Annotated in this window: 11 protein-coding genes; 7 read left to right on the top strand and 4 right to left on the bottom strand. The window is 65.2% G+C overall.

What is annotated here, in order from left to right; all coding sequences use genetic code 11:
- The first annotated feature begins 49 nt into the window (after positions 1-49).
- From F7D01_RS05610 to F7D01_RS05600, 3 genes are all read left to right on the top strand, one after another.
- Positions 50-1,216 (top strand): isovaleryl-CoA dehydrogenase, encoded by a 1,167-nt coding sequence (locus tag F7D01_RS05610; protein WP_215229223.1) that lies wholly within the window; start codon positions 50-52, stop codon positions 1,214-1,216.
- A complete protein-coding gene (locus F7D01_RS05605) occupies positions 1,213-1,518 on the top strand; it encodes an alkylphosphonate utilization protein (protein ID WP_215229222.1) in 306 nt (101 codons plus the stop codon). Before F7D01_RS05610 ends, F7D01_RS05605 begins: the two co-directional genes overlap by 4 nt.
- A gap of 204 nt (positions 1,519-1,722) precedes the next feature.
- A complete protein-coding gene (locus F7D01_RS05600; protein WP_215229221.1) occupies positions 1,723-2,016 on the top strand; it encodes a hypothetical protein in 294 nt (97 codons plus the stop codon).
- A 37-nt stretch (positions 2,017-2,053) separates the two neighbouring features.
- Here the strand turns inward: F7D01_RS05600 and F7D01_RS05595 are convergent, their stop codons facing one another.
- Positions 2,054-4,135, bottom strand: coding sequence for a M13 family metallopeptidase (locus F7D01_RS05595; protein ID WP_215229220.1), 2,082 nt, complete (start codon positions 4,133-4,135; stop codon positions 2,054-2,056).
- Positions 4,136-4,253: 118 nt separating this feature from the next.
- On the opposite strand from F7D01_RS05595, the gene F7D01_RS05590 reads away from it, so the two are divergent.
- On the top strand, positions 4,254-5,861 hold the full coding sequence (locus F7D01_RS05590; protein WP_215229219.1) for a carboxyl transferase domain-containing protein: 1,608 nt from the start codon (positions 4,254-4,256) through the stop codon (positions 5,859-5,861).
- A gap of 14 nt (positions 5,862-5,875) precedes the next feature.
- Here the strand turns inward: F7D01_RS05590 and F7D01_RS15185 are convergent, their stop codons facing one another.
- A complete protein-coding gene (locus F7D01_RS15185) occupies positions 5,876-6,439 on the bottom strand; it encodes a PEPxxWA-CTERM sorting domain-containing protein (protein WP_251567094.1) in 564 nt (187 codons plus the stop codon).
- A 199-nt stretch (positions 6,440-6,638) separates the two neighbouring features.
- Here F7D01_RS15185 and F7D01_RS15180 point away from each other — a divergent pair, with 199 nt between their 5' ends.
- The gene (locus tag F7D01_RS15180; RefSeq protein WP_251567092.1) at positions 6,639-6,935 is read left to right on the top strand and encodes a hypothetical protein; all 297 of its coding nucleotides are present in this window, start codon (positions 6,639-6,641) and stop codon (positions 6,933-6,935) included.
- 21 nt (positions 6,936-6,956) lie between these two features.
- On the opposite strand, the gene F7D01_RS05580 is transcribed toward F7D01_RS15180, so the two are convergent.
- Together F7D01_RS05580 and gyrB are read right to left on the bottom strand one after the other, a co-directional pair.
- On the bottom strand, positions 6,957-8,138 hold the full coding sequence (locus F7D01_RS05580) for an NAD(P)/FAD-dependent oxidoreductase (RefSeq protein ID WP_215229685.1): 1,182 nt from the start codon (positions 8,136-8,138) through the stop codon (positions 6,957-6,959).
- 109 nt (positions 8,139-8,247) lie between these two features.
- A complete protein-coding gene (gene gyrB / locus F7D01_RS05575; RefSeq protein ID WP_215229218.1) occupies positions 8,248-10,767 on the bottom strand; it encodes a DNA topoisomerase (ATP-hydrolyzing) subunit B in 2,520 nt (839 codons plus the stop codon).
- 418 nt (positions 10,768-11,185) lie between these two features.
- Here gyrB and F7D01_RS05570 point away from each other — a divergent pair, with 418 nt between their 5' ends.
- Both F7D01_RS05570 and guaA read left to right on the top strand, forming a co-directional pair.
- A complete protein-coding gene (locus F7D01_RS05570) occupies positions 11,186-11,884 on the top strand; it encodes a ZIP family metal transporter (protein WP_251567090.1) in 699 nt (232 codons plus the stop codon).
- Positions 11,885-11,934: 50 nt separating this feature from the next.
- Positions 11,935-13,509 (top strand): glutamine-hydrolyzing GMP synthase, encoded by a 1,575-nt coding sequence (gene guaA, locus F7D01_RS05565; protein WP_215229216.1) that lies wholly within the window; start codon positions 11,935-11,937, stop codon positions 13,507-13,509.
- Positions 13,510-13,521 lie beyond the last annotated feature (12 nt).

The following is a 13,521-nucleotide window of genomic DNA, read 5'->3' as shown; positions in this document are numbered from 1 at the left end:
CGCTATGCGCGACAGCAATCCGATTGACTGCATAACTCCAGGAGTTCCGATGCGCGCGACCCCCGATTTTGATTTCCAGCTCGGCGAGACGGCGGACATGATCCGCGAAAGCACCGCACGCTTCGCCGACGAGCAGATCACGCCGCTGGCCGAAAAGGTCGATCGGGAGGACTGGTTCCCCCGCGATCTCTGGCCGCAAATGGGTGAGCTGGGCCTGCACGGCATTACCGTGCCCGAGGCGGACGGCGGACTGGGCCTCGGCTATCTCGAACATGTCGTCGCGGTCGAGGAGGTCAGCCGCGCCAGCGCCTCCGTCGGCCTTTCCTACGGCGCGCATTCGAACCTGTGCATCAACCAGATCGCGCGCTGGGGCAATGACGAGCAGAAGGCGAAGTACCTGCCCGGGCTGGTCAGCGGCGAGCATGTCGGCAGCCTGGCGATGAGCGAGGCCAATGCAGGCTCGGACGTCGTTTCGATGAAGACCAGGGCCGAGAAGGTCGAGGGTGGCTACCGCCTCAACGGCACCAAGTTCTGGATCACCAACGCGCCCTATGCCGACGCGCTGGTGGTCTATGCCAAGACCGACAGCGACGCAGGTTCGCGCGGCATCACCGCGTTCCTGGTCGAGAAGGACGACGAAGGCTTCTCGATCGGTCAGAAGATCGAGAAGGTCGGCATGCGCGGCAGTCCGACGGCCGAACTGGTGTTCGACGACTGCTTCCTGCCCGAGGACCGCGTGATGGGGCCGGTCAATGGCGGCGTGGGCGTGCTGATGAGCGGCCTCGATTACGAGCGCGTGGTGCTCGCCGGGCTGCAACTGGGCGTGATGCAGGCCTGCCTCGACACCGTGATCCCTTATCTGCGCGAGCGCACCCAGTTCGGCAAACCCATCGGCAGCTTCCAGCTGATGCAGGCCAAGGTCGCGGACATGTATGTCGCGCTGCAATCGGCGCGCGCCTACACCTACGCGGTGGCCAAGGCGTGCGATGCCGACCGGACCACGCGGTTCGATGCGGCGGGTGCGATCCTGCTCGCGAGCGAGAACGCCTTCCGCGTCGCGGCGGAAAGCGTGCAGGCGCTGGGCGGCGCGGGCTACACCTTGGACTGGCCGGTGGAACGCTACATGCGCGATGCCAAGCTGCTCGATATCGGCGCGGGCACGAACGAGATCAGGCGGATGCTGATCGGGCGCGAACTGATCGGTGCGGCGGGATGAGCGGCGACGATGATTACGTCTACGACGAGGACAGCGGCGAATGGATGCCTACGTCAGACCTCGCCGCGAAACAGGCTGCGGCGAACACTGTAGAAGTGCGTGACGCGGTGGGTAACATCCTCGAGGATGGCGATCAGGTAACTCTGGTAAAGGACCTCGATGTGAAGGGTGCGGGCCAGACGCTGAAGCAGGGTACGCTGATCAAGTCGATCCGCCTGACCGGCGACGAGCAGGAGATCGACTGCAAGTATCCCGGCATCAAGGGCCTCGTCCTGCGCGCCGAGTTCGTGAAGAAACGCTAGCGGTCGGGTGGTTAGACTGGCGCGGCTTTACCGAGTTCTTCCTAGTGGACCTCGTTTTCTCGCCCAGCCCCATTCGCGCCGGCTGTCGTGGCACCATGCAAGGCGGGCAATAAGTCTCTGATGGCACATGGAAACAACGGGCCGTGCATCCGTTGGCCCGTTTGCGTGGCGAAACCCTGCCGCCGAGCTGCGAGAGGCCCATCGATGAGCGAGACGACCCTGAACATCCTGCAATATTACGGCGCCGGCGCGGGTCTGCTCGCGGCATTCATCGTGTCGCTCAATCTCGGCACACGACCGACCGGGTGGGGCTTCGTGATCTTCGTCACCAGCTCCTCCGCACTGATCGCCTGGGGTTTCCTCAACGACGAAGGGGAAGGGATCGGCTGGCAGAACATCGGCCTGCTGCTGATCAATCTGGTCGGGGTCTATCGCTACCTCTTCGCTGCGGACCCGGCGGAACAGATCGATGGGCAGGCGGAGCCGCAAGAGGCGTAGCGGCAATCCGCCGACGGCCGCTACGCTCCTGTCTGTCTTACCAGACCTGTACGCGATCTTCCGGCGCGAGGTAGAGCTTCGCCCCCGGCTTCACGTCGAACGCCTTGTACCAGGCATCCATGTTGCGCACGGTCAGCGCGCGGTAGTTGCCCGGTGCGTGGCCGTCGGTCGCGATGCGCTGGCGCAGCGCCGCTTCGCGCATCTTGGTCGCCCAGGTCTGGCCGAACGCGATGAAGAAACGCTGGTCGCCGGTGAAACCGCCGATCACCGGCGCTTCCTTGCCGTTTAGCGAAGCGCGGTAGGCGTCGTAGGCGGCCTGTAGCCCGGCGATGTCGGCGATGTTCTCGCCCAGCGTCAGCTCGCCCTTCACGTTCAGGCCGGGGAAGGGCTCGTACTGGTCGTACTGGTCGGCCAGCGCCTTGCCCGCTTCCTCGAACTTCTTCTTGTCCGCGTCGGTCCACCAGTTGCGCATCGCGCCGGTCGAATCGAACGCCGCGCCGTTGTTGTCGAAGCTGTGGCTGATCTCGTGCCCGATCACCGCGCCGATCGCGCCGTAATTGAAGGCCGGGTCGGCCTTCGGATCGAAGAAGGGCGGCTGGAGAATCGCGGCGGGGAAGTTGAGCGCGTTCTGCACCGGCAGGTTGACCGCGTTGACGAGCTGCGCGTTCATCCACCACTCACGCTTGTCCTGCGGCTTGCCGATCTTGGCTAGCTGCTGGCGATAGCGCAGCTTCTCCGCCGCCTGCATATCGGCGTAGGGCGCGCCCGGTTTCAGGTCGAGATCGTCGTAGCTGGTCCAGCTGTCGGGATAGCCGACGCCGACTTCCATCGTCTCGACCTTCTTCTTGGCTTCCGCCTTGGTTTCGGGGGCCATCCAGTCGACCCGGTCGATCCGGTTGGCGAATGCGGTCTTGATGTTGTCGACCATCCCCTGAATCTCGGCCTTGGCTGAGGCGGGGAAGTATTTCTCGACATAGAGCTGGCCCAGCGCGTCGCCCATGTTCGCGTTCAGCGCCGCTAGCGCGCGCTTGTCGCGCGGGCGCGGCTGCTCCGTGCCCGACAGCGCCTTGCCGTAAAAGGCGAAGTGCAGATCGTCGAGCTTTGTGGGCAGCACATCGCCATTGGCGTTTATCTGGTGGAAAGTGAGCCAGTCCTTCCACGCGTCCAGCGGCTGCGACTCCACCAGCGCGGAAAGCTGCGTGATCGCGGCAGGGTGATAGGCATCGAAGGTCTTGAACGGCGACAGCTGCGAACCGGCGAAGAACGCGTTCCAGTCCAGCCCTGGGGCCTTCTGCGCGAAGTCGTCCTGCGACCACAGGCTGCTGGCGGTGGCCCAATCGTCGCTTTCCTCGCGGCTGACATGCGCCCGCGCGATCTTCATTTCCAGGTCGAAGACGCGCTTCGCCTTGGCATCGGCATCGGCGATCCCCGCGGCCTTCAGCAAATTGCCGATATAGCTGCGATACTGGTCGCGCAGCGACGCCATCTTCGGATCGTCGGACAGGTAGTATTCGCGCTCCGGCATGCCCAGCCCGCCTTGCAGGATATAGGGCACGACCTCGCCGCCTTTCAGCGCCTGCGTCACGAACACGCCGAACAGGTTCTCGGTCGCAAAATCGGTGGCGTTGAGAGGATCGACGTCGGCCCGGACCTGGCTGCCCAGGACATAGGCCAGGTCGCGCTTGTCGGTGATCGCCTGGAAGCGCTGGAGGTCGGGCTGGATCGGCGTCATGCCCGCCGCGTCGATCGCCTTGGTGTCGAAATAGGCATCGTAGAACGTCTTGACCCGCGCGGCATTGGTGCCGGGCTCGGGATCGGATTTCTCGATCTCGGCGATCAGAGCGGCGAGGTTCTTCTCCGTCTGCTGATCGGCGATGAAGAACCCGCCGACGCCGGACCGGTCGGCGGGTATTTCGGTCTTCTTCATCCAGCCGCCGTCGACATATTCGTACCAGTCGTCGCCTGGATTGGCGGAGGTGTCCATCCAGTCGGTGCGGATGCCCAGCTCCGTGCCCTGCGGCGCCGCCTGCTCCATCGCCTGGTCGGGAACCTGGCAGGCGGTGAGCGTGCCGAGTGCAGCGGTGGAAGCCAGAAGGGCGGCGAGAAGCGGCGTTTTCATCGGTGCGGACGACCTTGTCAGTGAATGCGGTGCATTCGCATACGCCCGGCCACCGGTACTGGCAATGAACGCGCATGGCGGTTGGCGATTGCCGCGCCACGCGCTAGGCGCATTGCCCATGACCGCACCTGTGCTGACTTCGACGCTCGACCGGGAAAGCCCCGAAGCGAAAGCCCGTTTCGAACACAACCGCGCGCTGGCCGCCAAATTGCGTGCCCGCGTGGCCGAAGCGGCGCTCGGCGGGCCGGAGCGGCATCGCGACAAGCATGTCGAACGGGGCAAGCTTCTGCCGCGCGAGCGGGTCGAGCGACTGCTCGATCCGGGAAGTCCCTTTCTCGAGATCGGGCAGCTGGCCGCGAACGGCATGTACGGCGGCGACGTCAACGGCGCATCGATCATCGCCGGGATCGGGCGCGTGGCCGGGCGGCAGGTGATGATCGCCGCCAACGACGCCACGGTGAAGGGCGGCAGCTACTACCCTATGACGGTCAAGAAGCATCTGCGCGCGCAGGAAATCGCACAGGAAAACCGCCTGCCATGCATCTATCTGGTCGACAGCGGCGGCGCGAACCTGCCCTATCAGGCAGAGGTCTTCCCGGACCGCGACCATTTCGGGCGGATCTTCTTCAACCAGGCGCAGATGTCGTCGCTCGGCATCCCGCAGATCGCCTGCGTGATGGGGTCCTGCACCGCAGGCGGTGCCTATGTCCCGGCGATGAGCGACGAGACCGTGATCGTGCGCAACCAGGGCACGATCTTCCTCGCCGGTCCGCCGCTGGTGAAGGCGGCGACGGGAGAGGAAATCAGCGCCGAGGATCTGGGCGGCGGCGACCTCCACGCGAAAAAGAGCGGCGTGGTCGACCACCTGGCCGAGAACGACGAGCACGCGCTCACCATCGTGCGCGACATCGTGAGCCATCTGGGCGCGAACACCGGCGAGGCGGCGGATATTGCGGTGAAGGACCCGCGCCCGCCGAAATTCGACGCGGACGACCTCTATGCCCTGATCCCCGAGGATGTGCGCGCGCCCTACGACGTGCACGAGGTGATCGCGCGGCTGGTGGACGGGTCCGAGTTCCACGAGTTCAAGAAGGATTACGGCGGCACGCTGGTATGCGGCTTCGCCCATATCTGGGGCATGCCGGTCGCGATCCTCGCCAATAACGGCGTGCTGTTCTCGGAAAGCGCGATGAAGGGCGCGCATTTCATCGAGCTTGCCTGCCAGCGGCGCATCCCGTTGCTGTTCCTCCAGAACATCTCCGGCTTCATGGTCGGCGGGAAATACGAGGCGGAAGGTATCGCCAAGCATGGGGCGAAGCTCGTCACCGCGGTCGCCACCGCCAACGTGCCCAAGATCACGGTGGTAATCGGCGGCAGCTTCGGGGCGGGCAATTACGGAATGGCGGGCCGCGCCTATTCGCCGCGCTTCCTGTTCACCTGGCCCAACGCACGCATCAGCGTGATGGGCGGCGAACAGGCGGCGAGCGTGCTCGCGACCGTCCACCGCGATGCCGACAGCTGGACCGAGGAGCAGGCCGAGGAATTCAAGGCCCCGATCCGCGAGAAGTACGAGAGCGAGGGCAATCCCTATTACGCCACCGCGCGGATGTGGGACGACGGGGTGATCGATCCGGCGCAGACCCGCGATGTGCTGGGCCTGGCGTTCGCCGCCACGCTCGAAGCCCCGATCCCCGAGCGTCCGCGCTTCGGCGTGTTCAGGATGTAGCTAAGCGAAACGGTTCAGGCGTAGGAAGCGCTGGCCGTTGTGCGCCGCTTGCGCATCGCCCCGCCGACCGCGCCGAAGCCGAGGATCATCAGCATCCACAGCGCCGGTTCCGGAACCGCGCCGTAAGACAGCGTGTAGCTGCCGGCCTGGGTCGTCTCGAAGGAGAATTCGAATTCGCAGCAGCTGTCGAATTCGTCGTAGCCGGTCTCGAACCCGCCTCCGCCGAAATACACCGTTTGCGGTGCATCCACGGTCAGCGTCGCCAGATATCGCGACGGATTGACCTGTGTGAACGAAGCGTAGGTCGGGACGTCGTCACCGCCGCAGGCGAACTCGCCATCGCCCTCGTCGCAATAGAAATTGGTGGTGGTCTGCTTGATCGCGTCACCGAAGAATCCCTCGACCGGCACCGAGGTTTGCACCACGAAGCGGTAGCGGCCCGGACCCAGCGTGGTGCTGGGCGACTCGTACACGAAATCGTCCGCGTCGAACGTCCCGGAATCGATTACCGTCGCGGCCTGCGCAGGACCGGCACCCGCGAGCACAATCGCCGCAATTCCCATACCCCAACGATACATGGTCGAACTCCCCCTGCCGACTCGGGGCGAGGCCCCCGATGCGAACATGGTAAATTCACTTTTAGCGTTATGGCAAGTCGAAGGACGCGGGCGCTCTAGCGGGTTGGGCGCAGCACGGGCGCGCCCAACCCGAACGTGCGTGAAACTTCCATAGCCCTTCATTCGTAGATCGGGGGCATCAGTCTTCGAAGGAGTTCCCATGCGCATCCTCGCCAAAATCGCCCTCGCCGGTTCGCTCGCGCTCGGTCTCGCCGCTTGCGGAGAGCCTGCGCAGGACGAGCAGGACAACACCACGGACATGGTCGGTGCGACCACCGCGCCCGAAACCGGCGTGCCGGTCGACCTGCCGGAAGAGCCTGTGGAAACGGTCACCGTTCCGGAAGCCACCACCGGTGCGGCAACGCCCGAGACCGCTCCGCCGGTCATGTCCGACCTGCCGGGTTCACCCACGCCCGGTACCCGTAGCCCAGCCCCGGCTGCCACTCCCACGCCTTAGGGCAGGCCGAATGGTGGAGTGCTAGAGCGCCTGCCCGCAGGCGTAACCGCTCGCCCACGCCCACTGGAAGTTATAGCCGCCGAGCCATCCGGTGACGTCCACCGCTTCGCCGATTGCGTAAAGGCCGGGCACGCGTTTCGCCCCCAGAGTCTGCGAGGACATCTCGGCAGTGGCGATGCCGCCCGCGGTCACCTCCGCCTTGGCGAAACCCTCGCTCCCCGATGGCGTGAAGCGCCAATTGGCAAGCAGCGCCTCTGCCGCGCGCAACACCTTGTCGGTCGTCTCACCGAGGGGACGATCCAGCCCCAGCCGGTCGGCCAGAGTTTCCGCGAGACGTTGGGGCAAATGTTCTGCGAGGAGCGCCGCGGCTGTCTTTCGCGGAGCCTGCGCTTTTGCCGCGATCAACCAGCCATCCGGGGCGTCGGGCACGAAATCCACGTCCACCGGCTCGCCCGGTCGCCAGTAGGAACTCGCCTGCAATATCGCCGGGCCGGACAGTCCGCGATGCGTGAATAGCGCCGCCTCGCGGAAAGTGCCGCGCGCTTTGTTGCTGCCAGAGCTGGTTTCGACCGGGGCGGAGACGCCCGACAGCTCGCGGAACAGTACTTCCTCGCCGCCGAGCACCAGTGGTACCAGCGCCGGGCGCGGTTCGACGACCTTGAGACCGAATTGCCGCGCGAGCCGGTAGGCGAAATCGCTCGCGCCCATCTTGGGGATGGATGGGCCACCGGTGGCGATGACGAGTTGCGCGCCTGCGTAGGATGCATCGTGGGAAGAGACGCGGTAGCCGTCGTCCACCGCCTCGACCGACGAAACCTGCGCGCCGGTTACAATCTCTACCCCGCCCTTGTCGCATTCGGCCACCAGCATGTCGACGATCTGCCGGGCGCTCCCGTCGCAAAACAGCTGACCCAGTGTCTTCTCGTGCCAGGCGATGCCGTATCGCTCGACCAGATCGAGAAAATCGCGCGGCGTATAACGGGCGAGCGCGCTCTTGGCGAAATGCGGATTGGCCGAGAGATAGTTCTCCGGCCCGGTACCGAGATTGGTGAAATTGCACCGCCCTCCGCCGGAAATCAGAATCTTTCTGCCGATTGTCTCCGACCGCTCCAAGACCAGCACGCGCCGCCCGCGCTGCCCCGCTATGGCGGCGCAGAACAGGCCGGCCGCTCCGCCGCCCAGGATAATCGCATCGTAATGCATCGCAGGCCGGCTGTGACGGGCCGCACGTCGCTTGTCGAGCCGGGCCGTCCCCGCAGGAGACACGGCCATCGGCGTCAGCGATCTGTTCTAATCGTCGGCCTGAGCGGGGTCAGATATCGAGGTTCGCGACGTTCAGGGCGTTGACCTGGATGAACTCGCGGCGCGGCTCGACCACGTCGCCCATCAGGCGGGTGAAGATCTCGTCGGTCACGTCGGCATCTTCGACCTTTACCTGCAGCAGCGAGCGGTTTTCGGGGTCGAGCGTGGTCTCCCACAACTGTTCCGCGTTCATCTCGCCCAGCCCCTTGTAACGCTGGACCGACAGGCCCTTGCGCCCCGCTGCCAGCACCGCGTCGAGCAATTGCGTCGGGCGCGTGATCGCGTTGTCGTCCGTCAGCGCGGGCGAATCGGAATCGGTTTCGTCGTCGCCTTCCCCTTCGGGCGAGACCGGCTCCTGCGTACCACCCTTCACCAGCAAGGCGGGCGCGGCGTAGGTTTCCGCCTCCAGCGCCAGCACGGAATGGAGCTTCCTCGCCTCCGCGCTTTCGAGGAACTTGGCATCGACCAGGTGGACGTCGGTCACGCCGCGCCACACCCGTTCGAGCCGGACGTTGCCGTCTTCGCCCCGGCGGCCCGACCACTCGGCCTCGCTATCGCCCATCTGCAACCGTGCCGCGGCGGCATCCAGCGCGGCTGCCGAACCCGGATCGGCCGGATCGAACGCACCGCCCATGGCCAGCGCTTCGATGATGACGGGGTCGTAGCGGCGCGGCGCGAAGCCGATCAGACTGCGCACGCGCATCGCGTGGTCGACCAGCGCGGCGAGATCGGCATCCGCCCGCGCGCCGCCTGCGGTTTGCAGGACGCGTCCGTCGAGCCCGGTGCTGGTGAGGTAGCGGTCGAGCTCGCGATCGTCCTTCAGGTACACCTCGGACCGGCCCTTGCTCACCTTGTAGAGCGGCGGTTGGGCGATGAAGAGGTGGCCCGCCTTCACGATCTCGGGCAGCTGGCGGTGGAAGAAAGTGAGCAGTAGCGTGCGGATATGCGCGCCGTCGACGTCGGCGTCGGTCATGATCACGATCTTGTGATAGCGCAGCTTGTCGAGGTTGAATTCGTCGCGCAGGCCGGTGCCCATCGCCTGGATCAGCGTGCCGACTTCCTTCGACGAAATGATCCGGTCGAAGCGCGCGCGCTCGACGTTCAGAATCTTGCCCTTGAGCGGCAAGATCGCCTGCGTCTTGCGATCGCGGCCCTGCTTGGCGGAGCCGCCCGCCGAATCACCCTCGACCAGGAACAGCTCTGCCTTCGTCGCGTCGCGTTCCTGACAATCGGCAAGCTTGCCGGGGAGCGAGGCGATGCTCATCGCGCCCTTGCGGCTCATTTCGCGTGCGCGTCGCGCGGCCTCGCGCGCGGCGGCGGCGTCGATGATCTTCTGGATGATCGCCTTCGCGTCGGCGGGGTTTTCCTCCAGCCACTCGGTCATCTTCTCGCCCATCAGCGATTCCAGCGGCTGGCGGACCTCGGAGGAGACCAGCTTATCCTTGGTCTGCGATCCGAACTTGGGATCGGGCAGCTTGACCGAGACGATCGCGGTAAGACCTTCGCGCATGTCCTCGCCCGAGAGGCTGACCTTCTCCTTCTTCATGAGCCCGCTGGCCGATGCGTAGTTGTTGAGAGTGCGGGTCAGCGCGGCGCGGAAGGCGGCGAGGTGCGTGCCGCCGTCGCGCTGCGGGATGTTGTTGGTGAAGGTGAGGACGTTCTCGTAATACGAGTCGTTCCATTCCAACGCGACGTCGATCCCGATGCCGTCCTTCTCCGCGCTCACCGAGATCGGCTCGGCGATCAGCGCTTCCTTGTTGCGGTCGAGATATTTGACGAAGGCCGCGATCCCGCCTTCGTAGAACAGGTCATGCTCCGCGGTTTCCTCGCCCCGCCGGTCGCGCAGTTTGATGCGCACGCCGGAATTGAGGAAGGCGAGTTCGCGATAGCGGTGCTCGAGCTTGTCGAAATCGAATTCGGTGACGTTCTTGAACGTGTCGGTGCTGGGCAGGAAGGTGACGCGCGTACCCTTCTTCAAACCGTCCTCGTCGCCATTGCTCTCGACCGGCGGGGCATCGCCCGTAACTTCGAGCGACTTCACGGCGTCGCCATGCTCGAAGCGCATCCAGTGCTCCTTGCCGTCGCGCCAGACCTTGAGTTCGAGCCATTCGCTGAGCGCGTTGACGACCGAGACGCCAACGCCGTGGAGGCCGCCCGACACCTTGTAGGCATTGTCGTCGCTCGTGTTCTCGAACTTCCCGCCCGCGTGCAGCTGGGTCATGATGACCTCTGCCGCCGACACGCCTTCTTCCTTGTGCATGTCCACCGGAATGCCGCGGCCATTGTCCTCGACCGAAACCGAGCCGTCGGGGTTGAGTTCGATCAGTACGAGGTCGCAATGCCCGGCCAGCGCTTCGTCGATGGCGTTGTCCGACACCTCGAACACCATGTGGTGCAGGCCCGACCCGTCGTCGGTATCGCCGATATACATGCCGGGCCGTTTGCGGACCGCGTCGAGGCCTTTCAGGACCTTGATCGAGTCCGCGCCATAGCCATTCTTTTTGGGGGTGTTTCCGGTGTTCTCGTCCATGCCGATTATATAGGCGCGGCCGCAGGAAAACCCAAGTTTCGTGCGCTGTCTCGGCCGCTATTGTCCACGGCTTGGAAAGCGGGCGAAATCCATCGCGCGCCTCGCGCCTGAAGCGACGTGATGATCGGGGTGCTCGAATGTGTGGGGAGGTAGAGGACCGGACGGCGAGGCTTTGGGGGGAGGGGGAGAGAGGCACTCGCCGCCCGGCTCTGAGGGGCAAATAGGCGCGTCTTGCGCCAGCCAAAAGTGAGAAAATCCGCAGGTGAGTTGCATTATGCGCAACATGAACGGGAGATTACGTGAAAAGCGCGCAAACTTGCGCAACCTTGTTGCTTGAAAGGGAAGCATTTTTCTGCGGGGTACCCCGCCGATCCGCTTTACCGCTCCTACGGGAGGGCCTAGCGGCGGAACCATGATCATGACGCTTATCGTAGTTGCGGTCGTATCGGGAGCGCTCGTGCTCGGCGCGGCCTGGGGAATTTACGGAAAGCTGGGAAAACGTACCGAGGGGTTCATCGTCGCGCTGGCGGGCGGTGCGCTGCTGCTGTCGGTGGTCAGCGAATTGATTGAGCCGTCGATCGACAAGAGCTCGATATTTCACGCCATGGCGGGTGTCGGGGCGGGAGCGGTGGTGTTCGCGGTGCTCGACTATCTGGTCGACGAGAAATGGGGCTCGAACTCGGGCGGCGGATTGCTGGCGGCGATCACGCTTGATGGGATACCCGAGAACCTCGCGCTCGGCGTCGCGTTGATCGGTGCCGGTCCGAAGGAGGTCGCGGCGCTGGCGGGTTCGATCCTGCTTTCCAACCTGCCGGAGGCGGCGGGCGGGGCCAAGAGCATGGCAGGCGGACGGCACTCCAAAACAAAGGTGCTGTGGCTGTGGGTCGCGACCGCCGCCTTGCTGTCTGCCGCGGCGATCGCGGGCAACCTGTTGCTGGAAGGTGCGCCCGAGGAAGTGCTGGCGGTGATCCGCTGCTTCGCGGCTGGGGCCGTGGTCGCGAGCCTCGCGACGGAAGTTTTCCCACAGGCGTTCAAGGAGGATCGCCACTGGGCCGGGGTCGCCACCGCGCTCGGCGTGATACTCGCCTTCGTGCTCGGCTCGCTGAGCGGCGGATAGCCGCGCGCCGTACGCTGGACTTGCCTCGCGCGCGTGGCCTAGGTGCGCGCATGGACCAAGAGCACCTTCCCGATTCCATCCTGATCGTCGATTTCGGCAGCCAGGTGACGCAACTGATCGCGCGCCGCATTCGCGAGGCGGGCGTCTATTCCGAGATCGCTCCCTTCACACAGGCCGAGGAGGCGTTTGAGCGGCTCAAACCGAAGGGCATCATTCTGTCCGGCTCGCCCGCCAGCGTGCCTGAGGACGGCAGCCCGCGCGCGCCGCAGGTGCTGTTCGACAGCGGCCTGCCGATCCTGGGCATCTGCTACGGCCAGCAGGTCATGACGCACCAGCTCGGCGGCGAGGTCCGGCCGGGGCACGAGACGGGCGAAGGGGGAGAGTTCGGGCGCGCCTATCTCACCGTCACACAGGAATGCGCCTTGTTCGACGGGCTGTGGCAGGTCGGCGAGCGGCACCAGGTGTGGATGAGCCATGGCGACAAGGTCACCCAGTTCGCCGAGGGGTTCGAGATCGTGGCGACCAGCGACGGCGCGCCCTTCGCCGTGATCGCCGACGAGTCGCGCAAACTCTACGGCACGCAGTTCCACCCGGAGGTCGTGCACACGCCCGACGGCGCGAAGCTACTCGCCAATTTCGCGCGGCATGTCTGCGGGCTCGCGGGCGACTGGACCATGGCCGAATTTCGCGCGACCAAGATCGAGGAAATCCGCGCGCAGGTCGGCGACAAGCGGGTGATCTGCGGCCTCTCTGGCGGCGTCGATAGCGCGGTCGCCGCGGTCTTGATCCACGAGGCGATCGGCGAGCAGCTGACCTGCGTGTTCGTCGACCATGGGCTGCTCCGCACCAACGAGCGCGAGCAGGTCGAATCGCTGTTTCGCGGATCGTACAACATCCCGCTGGTGGTGGTGGACGCGGAGGAGCGCTTCCTGTCCGGCCTGACGGGCGAAACCGACCCCGAAAAGAAGCGCAAGTTCATCGGCAAGACCTTCATCGACGTGTTCGAGGAAGAGGCGAAGGCGATCGGCGGGGCGGATTTCCTCGCGCAGGGCACGCTCTATCCCGACGTGATCGAGAGCGTCAGCTTTACCGGCGGGCCGAGCGTGACGATCAAGAGCCATCACAATGTCGGTGGGTTGCCGGAGCGGATGGACATGGCGCTCGTCGAGCCCTTGCGTGAACTGTTCAAGGACGAGGTGCGCGATCTGGGCCGCGAGCTGGGCCTGCCAGAGGCCTTCGTCGGCCGTCACCCCTTTCCTGGCCCCGGCCTCGCCATCCGCATTCCCGGCGAGGTGACGAAGGAGCGCTGCGACATCCTGCGCAAGGCCGACGCGATCTATCTCGAGGAGATCCGCAACGCCGGGCTCTACGACGCGATCTGGCAGGCTTTCGCCGTGCTGTTGCCGGTCAAGACCGTGGGCGTGATGGGTGACGGGCGCACCTATGACAGCGTGTGCGGTTTGCGCGCCGTGACCAGCACCGACGGCATGACCGCCGACGTCTATCCCTTCGATGCGGCCTTCCTGACCCAGTGCGCCACCCGCATCGTCAACGAGGTGCAGGGCATCAACCGCGTGGTCTACGATTACACCAGCAAGCCGCCGGGCACGATCGAGTGGGAGTGATCCGCCTGAAAG

The sequence above is a fragment of the Erythrobacter sp. 3-20A1M genome, assembly GCF_018636735.1.
Classification (GTDB): Bacteria; Pseudomonadota; Alphaproteobacteria; order Sphingomonadales; family Sphingomonadaceae; genus Alteriqipengyuania.
This window is presented reverse-complemented; position numbering and strand designations above follow the sequence as displayed.

Bases quoted from the DNA above. Each gene is read 5' to 3' on its own strand.
- F7D01_RS05605 (WP_215229222.1), top strand. From the start codon at position 1,213: ATGAGCGGCGACGATGATTACGTCTACGACGAGGACAGCGGCGAATGG.
- guaA (WP_215229216.1), top strand. From the start codon at position 11,935: ATGGACCAAGAGCACCTTCCCGATTCCATCCTGATCGTCGATTTCGGC.
- F7D01_RS05600 (WP_215229221.1), top strand. From the start codon at position 1,723: ATGAGCGAGACGACCCTGAACATCCTGCAATATTACGGCGCCGGCGCG.
- F7D01_RS05580 (WP_215229685.1), bottom strand. From the start codon at position 8,138: ATGCATTACGATGCGATTATCCTGGGCGGCGGAGCGGCCGGCCTGTTC.
- F7D01_RS05610 (WP_215229223.1), top strand. From the start codon at position 50: ATGCGCGCGACCCCCGATTTTGATTTCCAGCTCGGCGAGACGGCGGAC.
- F7D01_RS15180 (WP_251567092.1), top strand. From the start codon at position 6,639: ATGCGCATCCTCGCCAAAATCGCCCTCGCCGGTTCGCTCGCGCTCGGT.
- gyrB (WP_215229218.1), bottom strand. From the start codon at position 10,767: ATGGACGAGAACACCGGAAACACCCCCAAAAAGAATGGCTATGGCGCG.
- F7D01_RS05590 (WP_215229219.1), top strand. From the start codon at position 4,254: ATGACCGCACCTGTGCTGACTTCGACGCTCGACCGGGAAAGCCCCGAA.
- F7D01_RS05595 (WP_215229220.1), bottom strand. From the start codon at position 4,135: ATGAAAACGCCGCTTCTCGCCGCCCTTCTGGCTTCCACCGCTGCACTC.
- F7D01_RS05570 (WP_251567090.1), top strand. From the start codon at position 11,186: ATGACGCTTATCGTAGTTGCGGTCGTATCGGGAGCGCTCGTGCTCGGC.
- F7D01_RS15185 (WP_251567094.1), bottom strand. From the start codon at position 6,439: ATGTATCGTTGGGGTATGGGAATTGCGGCGATTGTGCTCGCGGGTGCC.